Source organism: Paraburkholderia sp. EB58, from assembly GCF_050436665.1.
In the GTDB taxonomy this organism is placed as follows: Bacteria; Pseudomonadota; Gammaproteobacteria; order Burkholderiales; family Burkholderiaceae; genus Paraburkholderia.
Genome location: NZ_JBNDMQ010000046.1, coordinates 26,891 through 51,983 on the forward strand (window position 1 = coordinate 26,891; position 25,093 = coordinate 51,983).

Consider the following 25,093-nt stretch of genomic DNA (forward strand, 5'->3'; position numbering starts at 1 on the left):
CATGGAACAGAACAATCCGCTTGGCACCGCTGGCCTCGAGTTCGTGGAGTTTGCCGCGCGCGATCCGCAGGGGCTCGGGCAAACCTTCGAGCAACTCGGTTTCAAACCCATCGCGCGCCATATCAGCAAGGACGTCACGCTGTACCGCCAGGGCGAGATGAATTTCCTGCTCAACGCCGAGCCGGATTCGTTCGCCGCGCGCTACGCAGAGGAATACGGCGTGGGCATCTGCGCGGTGGGTATCCGCGTGGCTGACGCCCCGCTCGCCTTTGATCGCGCGATCGAACTCGGCGCATGGGCTTTCGAGGGCGAAAAAATCGGCAAAGGCGAGCTGGTGATTCCAGCCATCCAGGGCATCGGCGACTCGCACATCTACTTCGTTGACCGCTGGCGCGGCCGTGGCGGCCAGCGCGGTGGCCTGGGCGACATCTCGATCTTCGACATCGATTTCCGGCCCATTGAGATCGACACGGCGCAGGCCGATCTGAGCCATGCGGGCACGGGTCTCGTGGCCATCGATCATCTGACGCAAACCGTCGGCGCGGGCCGCATGCAGGAATGGCTCGACTTCTATCGCGACCTGCTGAACTTCCGCGAGATTCACGAGTTGCACGCTAACTGGCATGTCTCGGCAGAATCTCGCGTGATGGTGTCGCCGTGCGGGGCGATTCGTGTCCCGCTCTATGAGGAAGGCACGAGCCGCACGAGCCTGATGCACGAATATCTGCCGGATCATCCAGGTGAGGGCGTGCAGCACATCGCGCTCGCTACCGCCGATATCTTCGGCTGCGTCGAGCAACTGATGGCTAACGGCATCGAACTCGTTGAGCCGCCGCCGCGCTATTACGACCAGATCGATGCGCGGCTGCCGGGTCACGGGCTCGACATCGAACGGCTCAAGCGCGGCCGGATTTTGGTGGACGGCGAGATCGGACCTGACGGCGTGCCGCTACTGTTTTTTCAGACCTTTGTGCGGCGCCGCGCCGGCGAGATCTTCTTCGAGATCGTGCAGCGCCAAGGACACCATGGCTTCGGCGAAGGCAATCTAAGCGCGCTGGCACAGGCGCGTTGATCGCGATCAGGTCCCCTCAATCGTCGTCCGCCTCACTGGCCAGCACCGGATTAGCCGCACCATATGCCGCAGCCTGTCCCAGCAGCCATTCCCGGAAACTGGCAAGCGGCCTGCCGTGGCTGAGTTCGGTGGGATAGACGAGGTAGTAAGCCGCTTCGGCAAGCGCCGGCGCATCGAAGGGCACGACCAGCCCGAGCCGTTCTAACTGCGCATCCACAAAGAAACGCGGCACTACCGCTATGCCCAGCCCCGCGGCCGCGCCGCTGATCAGCATCGTATGCAGTTCGTAGCGCACGCCCTGCATCGCGCGGTTATCGTCCACGCCCAGCTTCTCAAACCAGTTTGCCCAGCCGTCCGGGCGTGTCGTCGAGTGCAACAGCGGGTAGTCGAGCAGATCGGCCGGCGTCGAGACCGGCCGCGTCAGCAGGCTCGCTGCGCAGACCGGAACGACCTCCTCACGGAACAGAAAATCGGCGGACGTGCCGGGCCAGGTGGGCTTGCCGTAGTGGATCGCTGCTTCGAAATGGGTTTCGGCGAATGGAAACGTGCCGGTGCGCACGCCCATGTTCACGCGCACGTCCGGATAGCGGGCATTGAAGTCGCCCATCCGCGGAATCAGCCAGTGCGAAGCAAAGGTGGGCAGGGCGGCCAGTTCCAGATAGCCGCCGCCGCTGCCGTGCGCGATGATCGACAGTGTGTCGCGGTCGAGCCCCTCCAGCGCACGGCGCACCTGCGCGCTATAGACCTTGCCCGCCTTGGTGAGGACCACGCGCTGTTTGACCCGCACGAACAGGCGCACGCCGAGATTGCTCTCCAGCGTATTGATCTGGCGAGACACCGCGCTTTCGGTCAGGAAGAGTTCGCGTGCCGCGTGAGTGAAGCTTTCATGCCGTGCCGCGGCTTCGAAAGCGAGCAGCGCGCCCATGTTGGGGATCTTGAATTTTCGCACGTTGATTCCGAAAACGCATCAAGTCTGAATTTTATCTCGCTTTACGGGACGGCCGCGGATTTGAATAATCGCGTTCAAACGAGCCGATCCTTGCGTGCTGACGCAGCGCCGGCGCCCCCCACTCCCACGCGGACTTGACCGAGTCCGCTCTCCCGAGAAACGACGTGCAGAACCTGAGAACCGTTCGAAATGCGAATGTTGAACAACTGCTGCTGAAACTGATCGGCGCCGAGAAGACAGCGGCATTGTTCAAGACGCTCAATCATCCACAAGTGCTCAATGAATGGGAGCCCGGCGTCGTCACGAGTGCCGAACTCGCGCAGGCGATGAACATGGCGCTGTTCGAAAACCTGCTGGCGCGCTCGGCGAATGGCCGCGCCTACACCCAAGACGCGCTGGCTGCGGGCGGCAGCGTGTACTTCGATCACGGCGCGCTGCGCACGGTGCGCTGGGCGCAAAGCGGCGCGCTGCCGCCGGGCGAAGCGGCGTTTGCACGCATCCTGAGGCCGCTCGGTTTCCGGATCAACGGCCGCTATCCGCTGGACCGTCTCGGCATGACGGGCCGTGCCTGGGCGCATGAGGACGCACCCGATGAAATCGCCCAGTTCTTCGTGAGCGAACTGCATCCTGAGCGTTTCTCGGCTGAGTTTCAGCAAGCGGTGACCAACGTGATCGGCGCGTCGCGCGATCCATTGACGCCGGTTGCGACCGCACAACTGTGGGAACTCGAGCGCGAAGGTGTGTTGCCGCTCGACGCGGCGCATGAACTGCTGCCGGTGATCGTTGGCGCGTTTGCGCGGCAACACGAGATTCCCCGCAAGGCGGATTACGAAGTATTGTTGAAGGAGTCGGCGGAAATGGCGTGGATCGCCACCGAAGGCAATGCGTTCAACCATGCGACGGATCGCGTCGCCGACGTCTTCCAGCTTTCGGATGACGAGAAAGCGAAGGCCCGCCCGATGAAACCGGAAGTCGAGCGTTCGCGTTCGGGTCGGGTGTTCCAGACCGCGTATCGTGCGGATATCGTGAAGCGCGAGTTTCGCGCGGCCGATGGCAGCAAGGTCACGCGCGAGGTACCGGGCTCGTTCTACGAGTTCATCACTCGCAAGCGCACGTTCGATCAGGACACACGCCGCTGGGAAACGGACCTGCGTTTCGACGCGGGCAATGCCCAGGGAATCTTCAAGATGACCGCCAGTCAGGCTGCTTAAGCGTGACGCGATCATTCGCACGAGGTGCCGTAGAGGTGGAATCGTCAACCGATGAAGCGCGGTTCAACGCCGCGGGGAAAACGTCCGTAGCGGAGGCGGGCAGTAGTGTCGTGCAGGAAGCCACGGACGGATCGGCGCATGGCACGCGGGCTCAGGATAACCGGCATGTCGCTACGCCGTTTCGTGGCACGGCGGCGGTCATGCAGTCGCTCGAAGACGATCTGCGCCGGCATGTGCGCGGCGAAGTGCGCTTCGATCAAGCGTCGAAGGCGCTGTATGCCTCGGACGCATCGAACTACCGGCAGGTGCCACTTGCGGTAGTCGTCCCCGCCGATGTCGACGATCTGCTCGCTACCGTCTCTGTATGCCGACGCAACGACGTGCCGTTCCTGCCGCGCGGAGGCGGTACGTCGCAGAACGGCCAGTGCGTGAATGTCGCGGTGGTCGCGGACGCGAGCAAGTATGTGAATCGCGTCGTCTCGGTGGACCCGGCGGCGCGCACGGCGATTGTCGAGCCGGGTGTGGTCTGCGACACGCTGCGCGACGCGGCGGAACAGCATGGCCTCACTTTTGCACCCGATCCGGCCACGCACAGTCGCTGCACGCTCGGCGGCATGATCGCCAACAATTCGTGCGGCGCGCATTCGGTAATGGCCGGCAAGACGGTCGAGAACATCGAAGCGCTCGAAATCGTCACGTACGACGGCGCGCGCTTCTGGGTCGGCCCGACTGCAGACGACGAACTCGGACGCATCATCGCAGCGGGCGGCCGTCAGGGCGAGATTTACGCGGCGCTCAAGCAACTGCGTGATACCTATGCAGAGCTGATTCGCGCAAAATTCCCGCAGATCAAGCGGCGCGTGTCGGGCTTCAATCTCGATCAACTACTGCCGGAAAACGGCTTCAATGTCGCACGTGCGCTGGTCGGCAGCGAAGGCACGTGCGCAATCACCTTGCAGGCGAAAGTGCGGCTCGTCAAAAGCCCTGCGAAACGCGTGCTGCTCGTGCTCGGCTTCGCGGATATCTTCACGGCCGCCGATGCGGTGCCCCATTTCATGCAGTGCGGGCCGATTGCGATTGAAGGACTCGACCGCGCGATTATTCGCGGCTTGCAGGCACGTGGTTTGAAAAAGGAAGAGATCGCGCTGCTGCCCGAAGGCGATGCGTGGGTCGTGCTCGAATTCGGCGCGGATACGCAGGACGAGGCAGTCAGTCAGGCTCGCGCGGCGACTCAGTATTTCGCTTCGGGTGCTGCGGGTGCCAATGTTTCGATGATGCTCGTCGAAGAGCGCGCGTTGCAGGCAAAGGTCTGGTCGATCCGCGAGACGGGCGCGTCGGCCGTGGCGTTGTCGGTTGATCCCGCGCGTCCAGATCCGATAGTGGGCTGGGAAGACGCGGCCGTCGATCCTCTACGGCTCGGCGATTATCTGCGCGCGTTCCAGGCAATGGTCGACCGCTATGGTTATGAAACCAGCCTGTACGGCCACTTCGGCGATGGCTGCGTGCATGCCCGCATCACCTTCGATTTGCGCGCGGCGGAAGGCATTGCGACGTGGCGCCGCTTTCTGCGCGAGGCGGCGGAGCTGGTGGTCGAATTCGGCGGATCACTCTCCGGCGAACACGGCGACGGTCAAGCGAAGGCCGAGTTTCTGCCGATCATGTATGGCCCGGAATTGATGCAGGCCATGGAGCAATTCAAGGCGATCTGGGATCCGGCCAACCGCCTCAATCCCGGCAAGGTAGTCCATGCGTACCGCGCCGACGAAAACCTGCGCATGGGGCCGGCGTATCGGCCAGTCAACTTGCAGACCAGGCTGACGTTCACGAGCCAGGAAGGCGATGGTTTACAACGCGCTGTGGAGCGCTGTATCGGCATGGGAAAGTGCCGCTCACTCGAAGGTGGGACGATGTGCCCCAGCTACCGGGCCACGCGCGAGGAGAAGTATTCGACCCGAGGCCGCGCGCATCTGTTTTGGGAGATGTTGCAGGGCGACGTGATCACCGGCGGCTGGCAGAGCCGTGAAGTCAAGGAAGCACTCGACACGTGTCTTGCCTGCAAGGGCTGCAAGTCCGACTGCCCGACACATACGGACATGGCGTCGTACAAAGCAGAATTTCTTTCGCATTACTACGAAACGAATCGAAGGCCCCGGCAGGCGATGTTCATGGGCCGGATCGGTAAATGGGCGCCGCTTGCAGCGCGTTTTCCGCGTCTGACCAATTTCATGACGTCAGCGCCGGGTCTTGCGCCGCTCAGCAAATGGATCGCGGGTGTTGCACAAACACGTGAATTGCCGAAGTTTGCGCGGCAGACGTATCGGGAAATCGTGCGGCGCGCGGCACGCAGTGCCGGGGCTGACCCGGCGGCGCCTATCCCCGCCCGCCCTAAGCCGGCCGCCCGCAAAGTAATCCTCTGGGTGGATACATTCAGCGACCATTTCTCGCCTGACGTCGCGCAGGCTGCTGCTGATGTATTGACGCAACTCGGCTGGGACGTCGTGTTGCCGAAAAATCGCTTGTGCTGCGGCCGTCCGCTCTATGACTTCGGCCTGCTCGAGCGTGCGCGCGAATTGCTGGTGAATGTGCTCGACGACCTCGCCGACGATATCGCTGCAGGTGTGCCGCTGGTCGGTCTTGAACCGGGCTGCCTGTCCGTCTTCAAGGATGAACTGCTCAAGCAGTTGCCCGATCACGCGCAAGCCAAGCGCCTTTCGGCGCAGACCTTCCTGTTTTCCGATTTCGTTGTGCGCGAGCCGTTCGACTGGCCCAGGCTTGACGCCGAGGTCGTCGTGCACGGGCATTGCCATCAGAAGGCATTGTTCGGCATGCAAGGCGACACGGCGCTCCTCGCGCAGCTCGGCGTGAAATGGAAACTGCTCGATACGGGATGCTGCGGGATGGCCGGTTCTTTCGGCTTTAACGCGGAGCATCAGGCGCTGTCCGAGAAGATCGGCGAGGACAAGCTGTTCCCCGCGATTCGTAGCGCGGCGGCTCAAACCATCGTGCTAACTAACGGGTTCAGTTGCCGCGAGCAGATCGAGCAGGGCACCGGACGTCACGCGCTGCATATTGCGCAACTCGCGCAGCGGGCGTTGGCGGCGCGAAGTGTAACGCCGACAGCCAGCGAGACCGCTACTGCTGCGGCGGCAAACTCAGCGCCGCATTCCGCGGCGTGACGTGACGCCTATGCGGACCGACGTACCCCACGCTTACTTCTTCGACGAATCCACAGGCGCTTGCGGAATATCCGCGCTGGTCGCCATCCACAACACCTCGGCGTCTTCGTCGCTGGTGGATACGGCGGCGTGACCGGTGCGGCTATCGAAATAGATACTGTCGCCCGCATTCAGGTGCGTGGGGGCATACAGCTCGGAGTACAGACACACGCTGCCGCTGATCACATAAAGGAATTCTTCGCCTTCGTGTCGTCCCCAGTCGTCGAACGCATCGAGCGTATGTGCCGAGATGCGGATACGAAACGGCAGCATCGCCTTGTGGGCGAGGTCGGTGGCAAGCAGTTCCATCTGGTAGCCGCGGTACGCATGGCGTTGACCGGCGTCCTTGCGGGTCAATGCACGGCGGCCGCCGGCGCTGACTTTCGGCGTCGAGCCGAACAGTTCGCCGATTTCGATTTTCAGGCCGAGCACGATCTTTTGCAGCACGTCGAAAGTGGGCGACATCAGGCCGTTTTCGACTTTCGACAATGTCGAGCGCGACACGCCGCACAGGCGGCTCGCAGTCTCGAGCGTCAGATCCTGCGCCTGGCGCGCGGCACGCACGCGCCGACCCAGATCCGACGTGGATGGCTCGGCGGGTTTGGTGATATGGGTATCCATGGGGTGTAGGGACAGAAGCGCGCCTCATGGCGTGCAATGTTTCCGATCATAACATTGGGGCGGTCGCCCAGCCTTTGCTGGCTTAGGTCATCCAACATTCATCCAAAATTCGTCCAAAATGCTAGCCCGCCTTCAGCTTTACCTCGGACCATTTTCGTCCGCGGGAATCGCGGTAGAGTGCGGCCATGCTTGCGGAGCGGTGTCCAACAGCGCCTGTGCGAATTCAGGGCCATATTGCTCCGTGTACAGGCGTGCCGATAACGATCTGATCTCGTGCAATGATGCGGGAGTTTTCCCTTCGGAAACTGGTATCTTCGCAAGATCGCGGAACGCCGAGAATGTGGTACTGAGCGTGCTTAACGATGGCGAATCTCCCGGTTTTCGCTGTCCGTTGGCTCGAAATCATTGTCGCCCCGCACCTGCGAACGTTTGAGTGGCCGCTTCGGGCGAAGTCGAAGGGCTGCTCCGGGTCGCGTGCTGCCGACCAGCGCCGTCCAAGAGCAAAGCGGGACATGCGATTTGCATGAGGCGGCACCCGGCCAGACGCGGTCGATCGTAGCGGCCAATCAAATGTTCGCTCGGTGTCTAAAACGCGACCTTGACCTCGGATTACACACCGACTCCGATTGTCCGGGATCGCGCCTACTCCCACCGCACGCGCCCGCCCTGTAAATGGCGCTCGATCGGCGTACATATCCCCGCAACGTACGCCCAGCGCTGTGCCCAGCTGTGTGGCAGTGCCTGCTCCGATAGCGCGGTACCCGCTATGTACCGGTCAAGGGCTTTCGTGAGTCGGCCCGCTCCGCGCGCATGGCGCTCGTTGCTATTCATTTTGCGCACCATCGGTTGAGGGCCGGGGTCGCCAACAATATTATGACCGTGATCTGCTCAGGTTGATAACAACGCAGCCTTTTGTCCGGAATAGCGCTCCCGATCTTCCCGGTCGGCCCCTTGCCAGACTCGACGGACGGCTCTGGCATGCGGCACCGCACCGTTACAAAAAGAAAAGCCACAGGTCGCGAAAGGAATCGTGGGATACGCTGATCTCAGGCGCGGAGCAGCGGTTCGCGATCTGCTGGAGGCTGAACTCGATGCCGGCGATGGTCGCCTGCGTGGCGTGCGGCACATTGTAACGTGGGACGCCGATAAGACAATCGTGAATCCCTCGTCAGCAGTACCGCGCGGACTGTTGCTCGACCCGACCTATCGCGCGGGCGTAGCACAACTCGGTCCGCTAAGTCTTTCGTACGACGCCTGGCTGTTCTTTCCACAGCTTCCGGAGCTGTTCGATTTGGCCAAGGCGTATCCGGATACGCGCTTCGTTGTCAACCACTGCGACGGTGTTGTGCGAATCGCCAGCTACGGCGACCAACGCAAGGAAGTGTTCGATACATGGGCCCGCTCGATGCGCGAACTCGCGCAATTGCCGAACGTGTATGTGAAGGTCGGCGGGTTGGGTATGCATCTCAACGGCTTCGACTTTGAAAAAGGTGAGCGTCCACCGTCTTCGATCGAACTTGCAGAAACGTGGAAGCCATGGGTGCATACCTGCATCGAAGCCTTTGGTGCAAACCGCTGCATGTTCGAAAGCAATTTCCCGGTGGACAAAGGTTCCTATCCATTCAGCAATGGCTGGAACGCCTTTAAGAGACTGACCGCACAAGCAAGTGGGGAAGATATGCTTAAGCGCGGTGAGGCCTTGTCGACCAGGGGCAGCAGCGCTACGAGGAGTTGGCCGACGTGCTGCTCGATGAAGTGGACAGGGAACTGGATCGGCGGGGTCACTGCTTCGCACGCTATGCCGACGACGCGAATGTGTACGTTCGCAGTCGCCGTGCGGGGGAGCTGGTGATGGCATTGTTGCGGCGTCCGTATGGGCGCTTGCGGCTGAAGGTCAACGAGACCAAAAGCGCCGTGGGCGGTGTGTTTGGTCGCAAGTTTCTGGGCTACAGCCTGTGGGTGGCTCCCGACGGTGTGGCCAAACGCAAGGTGGCGGCGAAGCCGCTGCTGGCGTTCAGGCAGCGCATTCGCGAACTGACTCGTCGCTCAGGCGGGCGCAGCATGAAGGAAGTGGTGGAACAGCTAAGGTCTTATGTGTTGGGCTCGAAGGCGTACTTCCGGCTGGCGCAAACCCCCGGGGTCTGGCGCGAGCTGGACGAGTGGTTGCGTCACCGGTTGCGTGCCATCCAGCTGAAACACTGGCGCCGTGTGGGTAAAAACCGTGCGAAACCATTTCAGCCAGCGACGGTTGCCCTGTCGAGGGATGCGCTAGTGTCGGTGCGATGGCGCACGGTGATTTTGTATGGGGCGATTTAGCGTGTGTGACGAGGAAACTGGCGCTTGAACGGCATTGGTCGACAAGATCCCGTAAGGCCTGAAGGCGTCTTCGGTGGTAATTCATCCAGCCAACGACGATGGTGCTCACGCGCGCGGCAATCTCCAGACCTCTCTTTCCGCGTGACAGTCAATATTGCGTACAGGCGTAACTGCGAAGTTGGCCGGCGCGAAAGGGCGATGTCATCGGCCTTGATAACCGTTCGATGGGTTACCTCGTCGGATCTGCCCGCGGGAGCGGGCGGGCGCGGTACGCAGCGGGCTTGCCGATGCCGCATGGCCCGCACTCTTCGCAAACCGCTCGCTGGTCGACGTCTCGCCCATGAACAGTAACAGGACGCCCATGAAGAATATCATCATGACGACTGCCGACGCTGCAATATGCGCCCCGCAGTGCGCTAGAAAGGTTTTGCATAAACCTTCTCAGACCATCGATTCCTTGCAGATCGGGATGAACTGGTTCGACGAGCGGCCCGGCGGTCTCGACCGTGTGGTGAGTCAGCTCGTGCGGTCCCTTCCGGCGCAGGGCGTGATCGTACGCGGCCTAGTTGCGGGCAGTGAGCAGGTGCGTTCGTTGAGCCATGGCGCGGTGACCCCGTTTGCATTGCCAGACGCACCGATGTTGACGAGGATAACGAACTTGCGGCGTGCGGCTGCCCAGCTTCGCAATGCACGCATGCCTGACGTGGTGGCCGCGCACTTCGCGCTTTATGCGGCTCCAGTGTTTGGCACATTTCGGCGCGTGCCGAAGGTCATCCATTTTCATGGGCCCTGGGGCGACGAATCCGCCCATGCGGCCCGTGGAGGCATGAACATAACCATCCGGCGTGCGATTGAGAAATACGCGTATCGGCGCGGCAACCTGCATATCGTGTTGTCTCAAGCTTTCGCCGATGTGTTGCAGCGATACGGTGTCAGCGCAGGCACCATTCGTATCGTGCCCGGCTGCGTGGATGTCGGGCATTTCGACACCGGCATCGACCGCCGCGCCGCGCGTGCCGCCCTTGGACTTCCGCAGGACCGAGCCATGCTTTTTTGCGTGCGTCGCCTCGTCTCGCGCATGGGTCTGGAGGATCTGATCGACGCCGTGTTCCTCGTGCGCCAGTCCGTACCCGACGTACTCCTGACCATTGCCGGCAAGGGGCCACTCACGGCGGCGCTGCAAGCGCGAATCGAGCACCGCGGTCTGTCGCAGTACGTGCACCTCGCGGGTTTCGTCGCCGACGAAGCATTGCCCCTGTGGTATCGGGCGGCGGACATGTCGGTGGTGCCGACTACCGCGCTGGAAGGTTTCGGCCTGACCACCATCGAGTCCCTCGCGGCCGGGACTCCCGTTCTCGTCACGCCAGTGGGCGGCTTGCCGGAGGCAGTCGCGCCGCTCAGCCAGGCCCTGGTGCTGGAAGCGTGCGGCTTTCGGGCGCTGGGCTCCGGGCTCACGGATGCGCTTCTCGGCAAGCGCATTCTTCCCGACGAAACCGCTTGTTGCGAGTACGTCCGCTCGCACTTTGACCTGCCCGTGATTGCGGCGCAAGTGGCAACGGTCTACCGCGAAGCAATCGATACGTACTGACGGCGAACCGGCTGCATTGCGGATAGCGTTCGATGTCGCACAGACGCCTGCTGACCCGACGTGTTCACATATGCAGGGTGGTACGTATACCGCGCATGGGCTGCATTGATGGCTCGCTCCGGAAATAGCTCTTGTCCGATGATGCGCATGAAGTGTCAGGACGCCGGTCAGCCGGTGTCGCGGGCGCCGCGGGATATTCCAGTTACATCGCTTCGATCACCGCCTGCCAATGGCATTGGCGGAGACGGCGTGTTGAATCGGACGCGCATTTGTGTATTGCGTCGGACACCGCTATTACATATGAAAATTACCGTACTCGTACCAACTTATCGACGTACGTCCGACCTGGCTCGATGCCTGGAGGCGCTCGCGTGCCAAACCCGTAGGCCGGACCAGGTCGTTGTTGTGTTTCGCGAGAATGACGAAGAAACCGTCGCGTGGCTCGCAATGGAAAAAGCGGTGGGCTGCCTGCCACTTTTGAAAGTTGCGATCGACGTGCCCGGTCAGGTAGCGGCATTGAACGCGGGCCTGAATGCGGTGACCGGCGACATCGTGGCGATCACGGATGACGACGCCGCTCCACGTCCCGGTTGGGTGGCGATCATTGAAAAGCACTTTGCCAACTCGCCCGACGTGGGCGGGGTGGGCGGCCGCGACTGGGTCCACCAGGACGGGGCGGTACTCACCGGGGCACAGCGGTTCGTCGGTCGATGGCGGTTCCCCGGCCGTGCGATCGGCGCTCATCATCTCGGAGTGGGGGGGGCGCGCGACGTGCACTTTCTGAAGGGTGCAAACATGAGTTATCGGATGAGCGCGATTCGCAACGGCGCGATCGGCTTCGACACGCGGCTACGTGGCGCCGGTGCTCAAGTCCATAACGACATGGCGTTCGCGTCCTCGGTGAGGCGATCAGGCTGGCGTCTGGTCTATGACCCGGCGGTGGCGGTCGATCATTACCCGGCTCAACGATTCGATGAAGATACACGCTCCTCTCGTGGCAGCCGTAAGTGGATCGCGGTAGAAAACGAATCCTACAATCTGCATTTGCTTTTGCACGATGAATTCCGCTACGTGCGCCGTTGGGCCGCGCTGTGCTGGATCGCGTTGATTGGTCACGACGGGTGCCTGGGTCTCGCGTACTTGCTTAGGAACCGCGTCCTTCGACGGCAGACGTCAGCGCTTCAGGACTGGCGGGCGTCGCGCAGCGGCGCTGCGCTAGCGCGTCTCACCCTTGCACGAGACAAGCTGGCTGACCGCGGCAGGACCCCGGGCTAATCCGGCATCGAATCCTTCACCAGCACGATTCGCAGTACCAATCAGGAGGAGGGGGAATGCCACAAATCGACCTCAAGACAGTTCCGCCAGATCACAGCTTCAATTGCGATATCTGCATCATTGGCAGCGGCCCCGCAGGGTCCACCGTTGCTCGGGAGCTAGGCAAAGCGCGTTTCGATGTCGTCGTCCTTGAAAGCGGCGATATCGAGCGTCAGGCCCATGTCGATTCGCTTAACGAAATAGAGAACGTTGGACGACCGCGGGTGCTCGACCAGTGGCTCGTCCGCAATCGGGTTGTTGGCGGCAGTTCTCATACCTGGACCGGCCGTTGCGCGCCTTTCGACGAGATCGACCTGGAGCGTCGCGACTGGGTGCCGCATTCCGGCTGGCCGTTCGCCATTGATCACGTGAAGCCATTCCTGGACCGTACGCCACCGTACCTTGGGATCGGCCCAGGCAATGGATTCGGTGACGAAGGGCTCTGGGCCCTTGCAGGGTGCAAGCCACCACGGCTCGATTGGGACAAGGCCTGTCTGGAGCCGTTCTTCTGGCAGTTCAGCCGCGATCGGAGCAATCGCTACGACTACATGCGTTTCGGTCCTCAGTTGCTGGAAAGTCTCGCTCCCAACGTTTCGCTCGTCACCAATGCCACGGTCCTTCAACTCGGCACCAACCCGGGCGGGACGGCAATCGAGTCGGTCGAGATCGCAGCCCCGGATGGAGGCAGACGAACGCTTCGCGCTTCGGCTGTTGTCGTATGTGCGGGCGGGATCGAGAACGCCCGGATACTGCTCTGCTCGGACAAGACCATGGCGCGTGGGCTCGGGAATCAGAACGGACTCGTCGGCCGCTTCCTGATGGATCATCCTCGCGGTACGGTCGCCTCGTTTCGCGTCAAGGGCTCCGAGCGGTTGCAGAAGCTTTTCGGCCTGTATAACGTCAAGGACCCGTCCGGCGGTCATCTGTTTCGCCATGGCGTACGGTTGAGCCCCGATCTACAGCGCAAGGAAGGACTCTTGAACTGCTCCGCGTGGCTTGGCGAAGTCGTTACGCCGGATGATCCTTGGAACGCATTAAAGCGCTTCCTGCGCGGGGAAGCCGATTGGCGCAAGGACGCGGCCATGATCGCATCGAACGCGGGTCTGTTCGCCCGGGGCCTCAACGACTACTTCGTCGAACGCAACGGCCTGCCACGCAAACTTGATCAACTCGATCTCACCTGCATGTGCGAGCAGCGGCCGGACCCGGAGAGCAGGGTTACGCTGTCCGATCGGCGTGACTACCTGGGTCAAAGACTGTCACGCGTGGATTGGAGAATTCACGAGCAAGAGGAACGCACGGTTCGGCGTATGGCCCAGGTCGTCTGTGAACAATTTTCCCGCATGGGCATCGATCCGCCTGTCCTCGACGAGTGGGTACTAAATGACGGACCACTGCCAGAGCGCTTCCAGGATGTCGCCCATCCCACCGGGACCACTCGTATGGCGGATGACCCCAAGCAGGGCGTTGTCGACGCGCATGGACAGGTGCATGGCGTGCATGGCTTGTATGTGGCGGGCAGTTCGGTGTTTCCCACCTCCGGCCACGCCAATCCGACGCAGATGATCGTCGCTCTGGCCATTCGCCTGGCCGATACCCTTAAGGTCGAACTGGCCAGCCGGGAAACGGTTGTCGCGCCATGTGCTCATGCTCCCGTGGAAAAGGTGGCATTGCCTGAAATGGCCGGCCTCTGCCGTGACCAGACACGCGTGCTGGTGACCGGCGCCTCGGGGCGGATCGGCAGCCATGTGATCGCTCAGTTGTCGGCTCATGGTTATGCCGTGCGTGCGCTCACGACCCGGCCCGTCGCCGAAATGAAAGGGCTGGTTGGCGTCGAATGGTGCCAGCACGACTTCCATCAGTCGCTGGACTTCGGTCCTGTGGTGGCGGGGTGTGCCGCCGTTCTGCATCTGGGCGGCGAACTGCGTGAAACCGGGAAAATGCAGCGTTCAAACGTCGATGCGACGCGGGCCTTGGCACAGGCGAGCGAGCGTGCGCAAGTGAAGGTTTTCTGCCATGCGAGTTCCGTGGCTGTTTATGGCAGTGGCCGAAAGCGTCTCATCACGGAAGACAGCCCGACGCTTACCGCGCAGCATGATGTCCGCAGCGAGTACTGGGCCGAGGACTATATCCGCACCTATGGCCGTACCAAGTTGCAGGGCGAGGCCGCGCTTGCAGACGAAGCGTGCTCGGTCGAATACGTGGTCCTGCGGCCGACGGTTGTTGTTGATGTGCCCGACCTCATCGCGCTCGGAAACTGGAGCCGGTTGAAGAAGAACCTTGCAGGTTATCGTCACGCTCACCATATCTACATACGCGAGGTCGCTCATGCATTCGTCTGGTTCATGGAGCGGTCGTTGGAGCGTGATCATGCGGAGCCGGGCGTATGGGTCTATAACCTGTCGGAAGACGATTTCGCGGACAACACTTATGGCGATTTTCTTAGGATGGCATTCACGGCATCCGGGGACCCTCGGTTCAGCGCGATAAAAATGCCGTGGCCCCTGGACTGGTGCCGCGATTTCATGAAGTTCCGTTCGCTGCCGTTGCGCCATCCGCTCGGCCGGATGCGGTTCTCATGCGATAAATTGCGTGCGGTCGGCTATGTGCCCCACTTTGGCATTGGGCAGGCTTATCAGCTCGCGCTTGAAGAACTGCGCCTGCAGCGCGCGCGAGAGGCACGCGTATCGGAAGAGCGCCTCGCCAAGGAGCGATGAGACCACGGGAAGACGCGGGATATCCGAGGGTGCTTGACTTGGCGAGGCAAGGCAAGCCTCAGTTCGGCCGGCCCGATACCCGCGGTGAGGCCATTTGGTCTGGCCGTGCGCTCGGCACGCTTTGCCAGATGAAAAGGTTGAGCTGGTCTTCGGCTCCGTAGCCGATCTCCTCTGGCGCGTACGAAACAGAGCCGGTGACGCAGCGCACCAGAGCAGATGATGCGTCGAATACCTCCGCGCAAGTCGGATGACAGTAGATGATGAAAAGATGCTCGATGCTGCCGGTCTTGAGACCTTTCTCAAGATTGCGCAGCAGCGCCGAGACGAGAGACTCGCCGAACGGGTTGTACAGGAATATCACCAGCTTGCCCGGCGCAAGTTCGAGTTCGAGTGCATTGGCCTCCAACGCCCGCATCGGGGTACGCTCGGGAAACCGGCGAGCGACGATTGTCGCGTTTTGGTTAGCGATTTTCACCAGGACCGGGTTGAGCTCGTAGCCAAGAACGGCGTCAAAAGGGAATTCCGTAGCGATGATCAACGGACGGCCCTTGCCACAGCCGATATCGGCGAAAGTGTAGCCATGCAGGTCTCCAAGCTGACGCAGCGCGTTGCGCACGATGCTTGGCTGGCAGCCCATGTAAGGGAGATTCTCGCTCGCCACGCCCGCCTCTCCGTTGAGTGGCTCGGGCGGTATGATGCCACCCGTGTCGGTGCCGAGCAGCCGATCGATGGGATGGGTGCGGTAGCAACCCGTATAGACGATTCGCAGCACTGGAACGCGATCCGCGATGCGGCGAACCCAGGGAACGAACAACGCGCGTTGCACGCCATCGGGCAAAATCGTGACCATGGCGATCAAAGGCACCTTTACACTGCGTTTCATCCGCGTCCCAAAGCTTTTCAGAGTCATTGTTTTCATAAAACGGATTCGTCGAAAGTTTGTTGGCCCCATCAGGCCAGCCACCTCATCATGGGCCTTCAAATAGGGCTTCGTCGTCCGCAGGCCGACTTGGCGCAGCTATGTGCCCGTCAGGCGCGCCATGGTTTCGCTCGCCGCCACCGCTTCAATCATCTGATGCGTAAGCATGACGTGCTGCCGCGCGAAACCGCGCGTCGTCAGGTCCTTGGATACCAGTTCATGCTGCGCGCGGCGAATCCGCTCCGTGGTTCCCGTGGGATCAGCGGCCATCGCCACGACGGTATCGCGCAGACTGCGAGCATCCTGATGCGGCGCGTAGGTAATGCTCGAGTCGCAGAAGTAGGCCGAGAGGCCGCCGTCGGCGGTTGCGACGACCGGCTTTCCCGCGGCGACCGCTTCGAGCACGACCGTAATGCCCGATGCATGATGGTTGGGATGCAACGGGACAACGATTACGTCAGCCCAGTCGTATAGCTCGCGTTGCTCTGCGAGTCCGAACACCGGCGCAACCCTGATGTTTCCGGACCGGGCCGGGCGCCGGACCTTTCGGCGCGTCGCCAACCTGGCCTGAAAGCGCTCGTCGTGCGCGAACGCAGCCATGAACGTGTCCCAGTCGCGGTCCCGATCATTACCGATAGTAGCGATGCGCAAGGGTTCGTGTGGGCGCCAGTCAGGCACGGCGTTCAAGGGAAAGTCGTCTGTGTTTATGCCATAAAGCACCACGGTCGCTTCGCGGCCCCAAAACTTCAGTGCCAGCGCCGCATTGTCATAGGCCAGGGTGGTCAGCAGGTTAGCCCGGCGTATGAGTTTTTTGAAAACGACCCGCTTGAACAGGCTTAGCGACTTCCACACATCCAGCAGCCATACGGTCTGTGCGAGAAGGAGTGGCTTGTCAGGTCGACGGGTAAGCATCAACAGCAGGGCAACGGAGAGGTACTCCCGCTCCGTATGCGTCCAGATCACATCGGCGTCAAGAATGGCGGCGCGGTTTCTAAACGTATGAATGAGATCGCAGCCGAAGAGGGCCTTCAGGCCGCGTCGAAACTTCTTGAGGATCTGCCCTTCCGGGTGATCCTTGGAAAACGTCAGCGCCATGGAGTCCGATTCGGCGTAGTGGTAGCCATATAGACATCCCGCGTTCTCGCCCTGTCGATACTGGCTCGGATCGACGCCGTAGTAAAGATGAACATGAACGTTGGTTCGTGGCCGTGTCGCAATGTCGGTTGCCATGTCAGACGAAAAACCTTCCGATATCATAGGTCACCCAAAGTTTTGCCCAATCCTGTGCGCGCACTCTGTACATCCGGAGATACAGGGTACTGATACTTGAGAACTGGCTAAAAGTATTTCGGCACTTTCTCAATTTGAGTGTTGGCGAGGCCACATAACGCGCTGTTGCCTGATTCCGCCACCCCCTCGGTGGCGGCATCGCATCTATGTGAAGACCTGACGCCCCATTCCGATTTCAATGCTGCCGCAGCCTGATGATGGATGCTCGCGTTATCGCGCACGATCACGTCGGGTTCGCCGTCGACCTGCTGAGCAGCGCTTCGATGAACTCGACGACGTGAAGTGCCTTGACAGCGCGCTTGTGCGAACCATGGATCAGCGCAATCCCGCCGAAGTCGAGCGCGCCGATGATCGAGCGCCTGCGGTGGGTGTTGGGTCAACGGCATGGGGGCAAGCCGCGTGGTGACCAGCTGCGCTGAACCAGTGGTGCTGCGCAAATGCCCGCTTTGTCCAGGTAGAACAGGCGGCATTGCTGCCCGTCGCGGGCGGTGACCTGAAGTTTGTCGAGTGTGGCCTGCTTCACGGCGAACGCCTCTTCGTCACGCTCTTTTTCAAAGGGTAGCAGTTGCGGTTGAACGAGAAGTTTTCGCGCTTGAGAGCTTCGCCGGGCGTTTCGATGCGACACGGCAGCGCCTCGCCACGAATCTCTTCCACGTCTTGCGAAACCTGGCCAAGGGCAACGGGTTCGGCACGGGCTATTTCCAACGCCGTGGCGACCATCGCTTCAGAAAGGGCTCGTGGCCGGCACCCGTTATGGCCGCCCATGAGGACGCATACGCCGCCGTCGCGCCATGCGCGAGCTCAGTTGTAGACCGACGGGTCACTGACGCCAAGCTGCTCCGCGATGACCTTCGGCTTGACCTTGAGCCCAAGCTGTAACAGGCCCGCTGCGCGCGTACATGTGTCCCCGTGCCTATGATTGATCGAAAGCTGCTGCAATGTGATTTCCTCGACTTCGCTCAGGCCTACCATGCACTTCATCCGCTACCCCAGCTTCAAGATGCTGCCACGTTAGCCAAATCCAAACAGATTTACTAGGAACACTTAAATGCCTCTTTCGAATTTCGAGTGGGTGTACTGCCGGGTCAAGCGCGGGCGCAAGCCCGGCGAAGCGAACGCTTGACGCGTGTAGGGGAAGTAAGCTGATGCAGGGCTGGTTGCGGCAGAATGCGGCAATCAGCCCTGCAAGACTAAGCGAACTATGACGAACCAAACTCAGCTGTTTGAAGCCGCCTTGGGAATCAAGGCACCGTGGTATGTGCAAGGTGTCGATTTCGGCACGGAGCTGACGATTGCCGTGGACTTTGTCGCGGGCAGCCGGTTTGCCTATCCCGGGGTACCGGGCGAACACCCGGTGCACGACACGGTCATCAAACGGCTGCGGCACCTTAACTTTTTCCAATTCGACTGTTATCTGGAGGTGCGCGTGCCGCGTGTACGCCTGCCGGACGGCACGGTGCGGCTCGTGGAGCCTGACTGGATGGGCAAGCTGGATGGCTTTACGCTGCTGTTTGAAGCGCTCGTGCTGACGCTGTGCCGGGAGATGACATTTGCGGCGGTGGCTCGTCTGGTGAACCTGTCGTGGCATCGCGTGAAGGCCATCTGTGATCGTTACGTGGATCTGGCCATGGCCGCGACTGACTTGTCCGAGCTCACCGCGGTGGCCATTGACGAAACCTCGTGCCGACGGGGCCACGACTATGTCTCGCTGGTCGCCGACATGGACGGCAGGCGCGTGGTCTTCGTCACGCCAGGCAAGGATGCCGGCGTTGTCGAACGCTTTGCCAGTCACCTGGAGCAACACAACGCAACGCCTGCGCAGATCAAATCGGTCAGCATCGACATGTCGCCCGCCTTCATCAAGGGCGTGGACGAGCATCTGCCCGATGCGCGCGTGACGTTCGACAAGTTTCACGTCATTGCGCATGCGTCCAAAGCCCTCGATGGTGTGCGCCGCGAGCAGCAGAAGAACGATCCCGCACTGAAGGGCATGCGCTGGTCGTTGCTCAAGGATGCAGACAAGCTGAACCTCGCGCAGCTGACCGATCTCGAGGCACTGATCAGCCAGTACACCACCAACCGCACCGCCCGTGCCTGGATGTACCGCGAGCAACTGCGCGAGATTCTCGATCGCAAAGCAGATCCATGTGCTCTCCAGGATGTTGCGCCGGTGGTGTACCGGCGTCATGCGTTCCAAGGTTGAACCGATGAAGGACGTCGCGCGATTGATTCGCCGACACTTCGACGGCATCGTCGCGTGGGCCCAGACGCGCCAGACCAACGGCTTCATTGAAGCGATCAACGGCCTGTTTCAAGCGGCCAAGCGCAAGGCGCGCGGATACGCCAGCTTCAAAACCATGCGAACCGTGCTGTTCCTCATCGCCGGCAAGCTCGACTTCTCGGCCTTCAATCCGCATGCCTCGTGAGCCGCATTACCCACTGCATTTTTGAAAGAGCCACTTAAATCATGCTTAAAATTACTTATGGCGCGATCAAATTTGAAGTGCAATACCCTGCTCGTGTAAGGTGTGCCGATGCAAAAAAGAACTTACCAAGAACTGCAGCCTGAAGAACGCATGAAGATTGAAAGCATGAAGCAGCCGGGCTCCAGCATTCACGCCACCGCCAGACTGCTGCGTCGGTACTTGCCGAAAGGCACCGACCTCTCGGTCTACAACCAAGACGAATTCGATGCCATTGCCTGCAGCCTGAACAGCCGACCGCGTGTCACGCATGCATTTCATTCGCCATTCGAGATGTTCGAACGTACGCTCGCAACCGCTTCGATAACTTCAGCTGCCGTTCATTAACCTGCTGTTGCGCCTCACATTTGAAACTGCCCATGAAAAGAGTCGCAAACCGGCTGTATGTGTCCCGGCGTACAGTTCCAGATAATTGGTCCATGCAGTATCGGAACTGATCTGCAGTTATCCAAAAGTTCGCACTATGTGGTTGTCAAAAATTACGAATTATATAGTTATCCAAAAGTTCGCATAATGCAGTCGTACAAAAGTTCGCGTTATGTGGTTGTCGAAAGTTTTAATTATGTAGTTGTCCAAAAGTTCGCATAATGCAGTCGTACAAAAGTTCGCGTTATGTGGTTGTCGAAAGTTTTAATTATGTAGTTGTCCAAAAGTTTGCTTAATGCAATTGTACAAAAATTCGCACTATGTGGTAGTAAAAAAGCTTCGATTATGTAGTTGTCCAAAAGTTCAAATAATGTAATTGTCGAAAAGTTCGCGATATGCGGTTGCAAAAAAGTTCGCACATCGTCTGGAGCTTGCGAAGCGCAACGCGATCCTCGCTGCCTGACGGACCGATCTCGATGGCGCGTCGACTCGATCGACATCGGCGTGCGCCGAGTCCTGTCGTGTGTTGATTCTATGCATCGGTTATACCAAAAGACCTTGCTTTAAATGCGTTTCTGGAAGTTCATCCTGCACCCTCCGTCAGATGTATGAGGAGCGTATGAAAGTTGCCATTGTTCACGACTGGCTCGTGGTATCGGGCGGTGCTGAAAAGGTGCTGCAGCAGATTGTCGATTGCTTTCCTCAGGCAGATATATATACGCTCGTGGATTTCCTCGAGGACCGCGCCTGCGTACGGGGCCGGCCGGTTTACGCCTCGTTCATTCAGCGGCTACCGTTCGCGCGCACGCGCTACCGGAGCTACTTGCCACTGATGCCACTCGCCATCGAACAGATCGATCTCGCGGCTTACGACCTCATCATTTCCAGTTCCCATGCAGTGGCAAAGGGCGTTCTGATCGGTCCGGATCAGCTACACATCAGCTATGTGCATTCGCCAATTCGCTACGCCTGGGACCTGCAGCATCAGTACCTCCGGGAAGCGAGGCTGGTCTCCGGGTTCAAATCCGCGTTGGCTCGGGTGTTGTTGCATTACATTCGGAGTTGGGACGCACGTTCGGCAAATGGTGTTGACCATCTACTCTGCAACTCGCGCTTCGTTGCGCGTCGAATCAAGAAGATCTACGGACGTGATGCGACCGTCATATATCCTCCCGTTGACCTGGCCGGGCTGACGCTGCACGCGGCCAAAGACGACTTTTACCTCACCGCGTCGCGCATGGTGCCTTACAAGCGGATCGACCTGATCGTCAAGGCATTCTCCAGGACCACGGAGCGGCGGCTCGTTGTGATAGGCGACGGACCCGACATGCGTAAGATCCTGGCCGTCGCGGGACCCAATGTGAAGATAATGGGCTATCAGTCATTCGAGGTCTTGCTCGATCACCTGCAGAGGGCGCGCGCGTTCGTGTTTGCAGCGGAAGAAGATTTCGGCATATCGATCGTCGAGGCACAGGCGTGTGGAACGCCCGTCATCGCCTTTGGAAAAGGCGGTGCGCTCGAGTCTGTCGCCGGTCCTTCCGCGGAACGTCCGACGGGCATATTTTTCCGCGAGCAAACGGTCGAGTCTTTACTCGAAGCCGTCGACATCTTCGAGCGAAATTCCCGCCTGTTCAATCCGCTGCATTGCCGGCAAAACGCAGAGCGCTTTGCTGTCGAGCACTTCAAGGCATCGTTGAACGCGTTCGTTGACGTACGTCTTGCGGTTTTCCGCGCCGAGACGTTAGCACACAGCTAGTACACAGCGATGTGGATGACTATTGCGGGTCGTTCAACGCTCAGAATTCCCGCCAGCTTGTACGAGTCCATGGGAGACTTCTTTGTCAATACCACCGAAATCAACTCCAGGCTTGTCGCTTGACAGGGGCAGGGATGAAATCGCTTCTGGCGTTCGCGAGGCTGTAGAAGAACGCACGAGCGCTCTTTCGTCGATGCAGACGCATGGAGAGCCGCGCATTCTCTTCATCGATCAAAGCGGCCAGATCGGTGGCGCCGAAGTCTGCCTGCTGCCGCTCGCCGTCCGATGCATGCGACGCAGTGAAGTGCTGTTGCTTTCAGACGGCCCGTTCCGCGAACAGCTTGAAGAGGCTGGCGTGCAAGTGTCGGTCGACATGGACCCGCGTGTGTTAGCCATCAAGAAAGACCGGTTCAGGTTGGCGGCGCTCGCCGCGCTGCCTGGAATTTCGCGTCAGGTCCGCAGGATCGCGCACCGTGCGAAGTCATTCGATATCGTGTTCCTGAATACACAGAAGGCGTTGATCCTGGGCGCTCTTGGCCGGGCACTGCATCGCAAGCCCACGGTCTGGCATGTCCATGACATCGTCTCGCGCGATCACTTCAGTCGGGTACATCTTCTTTTCATCAAATGGGCGGTGGCAATTGGCATAGATCATGTAATCGCGAACTCGCAGGCTTCCGCCGACGCGCTTATCGCACTCACCGGCCTGCCGCGTAGCGCTGTCCCGGTCGTACACAACGGCGTGGACGTCGCCCGCTTTCGTGGAGACGCGGCGCAAGCGAAGAGCGCGCTGGCAAAGCTGCGGGAGTTGCCCGGACTTCCCTCCGATGCATTCCTCGTAGGCCTGTTCGGACGCTTGACACCATGGAAGGGTCAGCATATCGGACTCGACGCGATCGCACGCGTAACGAATGCGCGTCTCGTGCTGGTCGGCGATGCGCTTTTTGGCGAGATTGAATATGCGAAAGGTTTGCGCGTGCAAGCCGAGAAGCTTGGCATTTCGAACCGGGTGCATTTCGTGGGTTTCCAGCAAGATGTCGGATCCTGGATGAGGGCAATGGACCTTATCGTACATGCCTCCATTCGTCCCGAACCGTTCGGACTCGTCATCATCGAAGCGATGGCTGCGGGAAGGCCGGTGATCGCCACGAATGGCGGCGCGGTCCGCGAAATCATTCGGCACCTCCAGAACGGCTGGATAGTCGAACCCGACGATCCAGCAAGGCTCGCCGAAGCGATCGATAGCCTGCGGCGCTCGCCCGAGCTCTGCGCAAGACTCGCAGCTCAAGGCCTTACCGACGTGGGCCAGCAGTTCTCCATAGACCGATATCTCAGACAGATGACGAGCGCGTTTTCCGACATGGCGTGGCCGGGATCCCGAGCGCGCCGCGACGAAACGCTTGCGCAGTCGACAAATAGGCCGGAAAGCGGCCAAAACAAAATCAAGCCCCACCCTTGAGCTCGACGCGAACCTGCCAACGGAGCGCCAGCAGTGCCGTCTTCGCCGAGCCCGTTCGCTCGGCGCATGTCTCGCACGGCGCATGCTACGCCGTCGGACGCCTAACAGGAAAGCAACGCGTGAAGACCGCCGGGCACAGCGTTCGCCGGCGTACATATTCTAAAATGCAGCCGTTTTAATCTAATAAAACAACTGGTACATTGGGAGTATGATGCCTCGTCATTTTGCCTGCAAGTCCGTTCGTATCGCGGCAAGCCGACGCGCAATCCTCTGTCGTATCCCGCACAAGTTCGGTAACCGGTCCTTCGCTTGATGGAAAAAAGCCTTCTGAAGAACGTTGCAATCAATTTCACCGGACTTATCCTGCCCGTGTTCGTATCGCTTGTTACGGTGCCGGCCTACATTCACGGCATGGGAGTCGACCGATATGGCGTGATCAATCTGGTTTGGGCGCTGATCGGCTACTTCAGCGTACTCGATCTTGGCATTTCGACCGCAACCGAAAATCACATCGCAAAAGCGCGTCATTCCACAGACGGTACGATACAGCGCATCTTCTGGAGCGCGTTTTTCCTGAATGTAGCGACGGGCCTGATCGGCGCGGCATTGATCTGGGTTGGCGCATACGTCTACATCGAGCATATCGCTGCTATCGAGCCGGTGTTCCAGCATGAGGTGCTCAAGGCCTTGCCTTGGATTGCGATCGCCGTACCGGTCGCGAATATGTCATGGGTATTCAGTGGTGCCATCAATGGTATGGAGAAGTTCACGCTGTTCAATGTCAACCAGACCATTGGGACGTTCCTGTTCCAGTTGCTCCCGCTCGCCGCGCTCTACCTGATCTCCCCGTCTCTCGCCGTGGTGGTTCCCGCGGCTGTCATCGCGCGCCTAGCCGCCGCGCTCCTGCTTGGTTACGGCACTTGCCGTGCGATCGGCATCAAGCGCGTCTCGAAACCCGAATGGCCGCTGATCAACGAACTGTTCAGATATGGACGCTGGCTATTGCTTTATACCGGTGCGAGCGCGATATCCACATCGCTGGATCGGGTGGTCATCGGCTCGATGCTGGGCGCCAGATATGTGGCGTACTACGCTACGCCGCAAAATTTGATCACGCGCCTGGACCTGTTGCCGACGGCCATGCTAAGGACTCTTTTTCCGCGCCTGTCCGCCGCCGCGAGCGATCACGCCGATGAAATAGCACATCAAGCGCTCGCGTTCCTGAACTGCGTGCTCACGCCTTGCGTCGTGATCACGCTGTTCGCGCTCACGCCGTTTCTGAACATCTGGCTTGGGCACGAAATGGCCCATCAATCGGCGCCGGTTGGACGCATCCTGGTGACCGGGGTGTGGCTGGTCGGACAGTCCAGGATCATCAGCCTCCTAATTCAGGCGAAGGCGAATCCGGCGCATGTGGCCCTCGTCGGGTGGGTCGGCTTGCCGATATTCGCGCTCGCGCTGTGGCTTGGCATCCGGTGGTACGGAATGCTGGGCGTGGGCATGGCTGTGGTCGCCAAATCCTTTTTCGACTACGTGGGTTTTCTCTATTTCTCAAAACTCAAGCCGCAGCCGATAGTGCGCAACATGGCCGGGCATCTGGTTTTCCTGGTCATCGCCACGATCTGCTCCGACTCCATGGACTCCTTACCGCGCATGGCCGCGATTGGGTTGCTGCTGATCGTTGGCAATCTCATCTGGTCCTTCTGGGATTCGAGCGAATTACGCGACGTCGCGGCCCGGATTTGCCGAAGGTTCCTGCCCGGCATGAGCTGAACGGGGCCACAACCTCCTGGAGGGACGCTGCAGCCCATACCGTT

At 60.2% G+C, this 25,093-nt stretch carries 15 protein-coding genes and 4 pseudogenes; 13 read left to right on the forward strand and 6 right to left on the reverse strand.

What is annotated here, in order from left to right; all coding sequences use genetic code 11:
* Nucleotide 1: 1 nt before the first annotated feature.
* On the forward strand, nt 2–1,072 hold the full coding sequence (locus P3T40_RS39265; protein WP_429273074.1) for a 4-hydroxyphenylpyruvate dioxygenase family protein: 1,071 nt from the start codon (nt 2–4) through the stop codon (nt 1,070–1,072).
* A 16-nt stretch (nt 1,073–1,088) separates the two neighbouring features.
* Here P3T40_RS39265 and P3T40_RS39270 read toward each other — a convergent pair whose 3' ends face one another.
* A complete protein-coding gene (locus P3T40_RS39270) occupies nt 1,089–2,021 on the reverse strand; it encodes a LysR substrate-binding domain-containing protein (protein ID WP_429273075.1) in 933 nt (310 codons plus the stop codon).
* 173 nt (nt 2,022–2,194) lie between these two features.
* On the opposite strand from P3T40_RS39270, the gene P3T40_RS39275 reads away from it, so the two are divergent.
* Together P3T40_RS39275 and P3T40_RS39280 are read left to right on the forward strand one after the other, a co-directional pair.
* On the forward strand, nt 2,195–3,232 hold the full coding sequence (locus P3T40_RS39275; RefSeq protein ID WP_429273096.1) for a DUF1338 domain-containing protein: 1,038 nt from the start codon (nt 2,195–2,197) through the stop codon (nt 3,230–3,232).
* Nucleotides 3,233–3,432: 200 nt separating this feature from the next.
* Nucleotides 3,433–6,408, forward strand: a complete 2,976-nt coding sequence (locus P3T40_RS39280) for an FAD-binding and (Fe-S)-binding domain-containing protein (RefSeq protein ID WP_429273097.1) — start codon at nt 3,433–3,435, stop codon at nt 6,406–6,408.
* A 33-nt stretch (nt 6,409–6,441) separates the two neighbouring features.
* On the opposite strand, the gene P3T40_RS39285 is transcribed toward P3T40_RS39280, so the two are convergent.
* Entirely contained in the window at nt 6,442–7,068 is a 627-nt protein-coding gene (locus tag P3T40_RS39285; protein WP_429273076.1) for a helix-turn-helix domain-containing protein, read from the reverse strand.
* A 982-nt stretch (nt 7,069–8,050) separates the two neighbouring features.
* Here P3T40_RS39285 and P3T40_RS39290 point away from each other — a divergent pair.
* The 5 genes and pseudogenes from P3T40_RS39290 to P3T40_RS39310 form a co-directional block, all read left to right on the forward strand.
* Nucleotides 8,051–8,761 (forward strand): annotated as a pseudogene (locus P3T40_RS39290) (amidohydrolase family protein); the annotation flags it as partial.
* Between the two features lie 38 nt (nt 8,762–8,799).
* Nucleotides 8,800–9,282: pseudogene (locus P3T40_RS39295) on the forward strand (group II intron maturase-specific domain-containing protein); the annotation flags it as partial.
* A 529-nt stretch (nt 9,283–9,811) separates the two neighbouring features.
* On the forward strand, nt 9,812–10,972 hold the full coding sequence (locus P3T40_RS39300) for a glycosyltransferase family 4 protein (protein WP_429273077.1): 1,161 nt from the start codon (nt 9,812–9,814) through the stop codon (nt 10,970–10,972).
* 300 nt (nt 10,973–11,272) lie between these two features.
* On the forward strand, nt 11,273–12,247 hold the full coding sequence (locus P3T40_RS39305) for a glycosyltransferase family 2 protein (RefSeq protein ID WP_429273078.1): 975 nt from the start codon (nt 11,273–11,275) through the stop codon (nt 12,245–12,247).
* A gap of 56 nt (nt 12,248–12,303) precedes the next feature.
* On the forward strand, nt 12,304–15,003 hold the full coding sequence (locus P3T40_RS39310) for a GMC oxidoreductase (RefSeq protein ID WP_429273079.1): 2,700 nt from the start codon (nt 12,304–12,306) through the stop codon (nt 15,001–15,003).
* A gap of 58 nt (nt 15,004–15,061) precedes the next feature.
* Here P3T40_RS39310 and P3T40_RS39315 read toward each other — a convergent pair whose 3' ends face one another.
* From P3T40_RS39315 to P3T40_RS39330, 4 genes are all read right to left on the reverse strand, one after another.
* Nucleotides 15,062–15,985 carry a class I SAM-dependent methyltransferase gene (locus P3T40_RS39315; RefSeq protein WP_429273080.1) on the reverse strand — a complete coding sequence of 308 codons (924 nt, stop codon included), beginning with the start codon at nt 15,983–15,985 and terminating at the stop codon, nt 15,062–15,064.
* A 36-nt stretch (nt 15,986–16,021) separates the two neighbouring features.
* The gene (locus tag P3T40_RS39320) at nt 16,022–17,152 is read right to left on the reverse strand and encodes a glycosyltransferase (RefSeq protein WP_429273081.1); all 1,131 of its coding nucleotides are present in this window, start codon (nt 17,150–17,152) and stop codon (nt 16,022–16,024) included.
* Between the two features lie 579 nt (nt 17,153–17,731).
* Complete coding sequence (locus P3T40_RS39325) at nt 17,732–17,932, reverse strand: hypothetical protein (protein WP_429273082.1); 201 nt, start codon at nt 17,930–17,932, stop codon at nt 17,732–17,734.
* 81 nt (nt 17,933–18,013) lie between these two features.
* Nucleotides 18,014–18,193, reverse strand: coding sequence for a hypothetical protein (locus P3T40_RS39330; RefSeq protein ID WP_429273083.1), 180 nt, complete (start codon nt 18,191–18,193; stop codon nt 18,014–18,016).
* A 220-nt stretch (nt 18,194–18,413) separates the two neighbouring features.
* Between P3T40_RS39330 and P3T40_RS39335 the strand changes: the two are divergent.
* The 5 genes and pseudogenes from P3T40_RS39335 to P3T40_RS39355 all read left to right on the forward strand — a co-directional run bounded on the left by P3T40_RS39335 (nt 18,414) and on the right by P3T40_RS39355 (nt 25,049).
* A pseudogene (locus P3T40_RS39335) lies at nt 18,414–19,638 on the forward strand (ISL3 family transposase).
* Between the two features lie 195 nt (nt 19,639–19,833).
* Nucleotides 19,834–20,022: pseudogene (locus P3T40_RS39340) on the forward strand (IS30 family transposase); the annotation flags it as partial.
* A gap of 658 nt (nt 20,023–20,680) precedes the next feature.
* Complete coding sequence (locus tag P3T40_RS39345) at nt 20,681–21,817, forward strand: glycosyltransferase family 4 protein (protein WP_429273084.1); 1,137 nt, start codon at nt 20,681–20,683, stop codon at nt 21,815–21,817.
* Between the two features lie 193 nt (nt 21,818–22,010).
* Entirely contained in the window at nt 22,011–23,276 is a 1,266-nt protein-coding gene (locus tag P3T40_RS39350; RefSeq protein ID WP_429273085.1) for a glycosyltransferase family 4 protein, read from the forward strand.
* Between the two features lie 312 nt (nt 23,277–23,588).
* Nucleotides 23,589–25,049, forward strand: a complete 1,461-nt coding sequence (locus tag P3T40_RS39355; protein WP_429273086.1) for a flippase — start codon at nt 23,589–23,591, stop codon at nt 25,047–25,049.
* The last annotated feature ends 44 nt before the right edge of the window (nt 25,050–25,093 follow it).

What these genes read in the sequence shown, in the direction of transcription:
- P3T40_RS39320 (WP_429273081.1), bottom strand. Translation starts at nt 17,152, where the DNA reads ATGGCAACCGACATTGCGACACGGCCACGAACCAACGTTCATGTTCAT.
- P3T40_RS39310 (WP_429273079.1), top strand. Translation starts at nt 12,304, where the DNA reads ATGCCACAAATCGACCTCAAGACAGTTCCGCCAGATCACAGCTTCAAT.
- P3T40_RS39285 (WP_429273076.1), bottom strand. Translation starts at nt 7,068, where the DNA reads ATGGATACCCATATCACCAAACCCGCCGAGCCATCCACGTCGGATCTG.
- P3T40_RS39355 (WP_429273086.1), top strand. Translation starts at nt 23,589, where the DNA reads ATGGAAAAAAGCCTTCTGAAGAACGTTGCAATCAATTTCACCGGACTT.
- P3T40_RS39265 (WP_429273074.1), top strand. Translation starts at nt 2, where the DNA reads ATGGAACAGAACAATCCGCTTGGCACCGCTGGCCTCGAGTTCGTGGAG.
- P3T40_RS39345 (WP_429273084.1), top strand. Translation starts at nt 20,681, where the DNA reads ATGAAAGTTGCCATTGTTCACGACTGGCTCGTGGTATCGGGCGGTGCT.
- P3T40_RS39280 (WP_429273097.1), top strand. Translation starts at nt 3,433, where the DNA reads ATGCAGTCGCTCGAAGACGATCTGCGCCGGCATGTGCGCGGCGAAGTG.
- P3T40_RS39350 (WP_429273085.1), top strand. Translation starts at nt 22,011, where the DNA reads ATGCAGACGCATGGAGAGCCGCGCATTCTCTTCATCGATCAAAGCGGC.
- P3T40_RS39305 (WP_429273078.1), top strand. Translation starts at nt 11,273, where the DNA reads ATGAAAATTACCGTACTCGTACCAACTTATCGACGTACGTCCGACCTG.
- P3T40_RS39325 (WP_429273082.1), bottom strand. Translation starts at nt 17,932, where the DNA reads ATGGTCGCCACGGCGTTGGAAATAGCCCGTGCCGAACCCGTTGCCCTT.
- P3T40_RS39330 (WP_429273083.1), bottom strand. Translation starts at nt 18,193, where the DNA reads ATGAAGTGCATGGTAGGCCTGAGCGAAGTCGAGGAAATCACATTGCAG.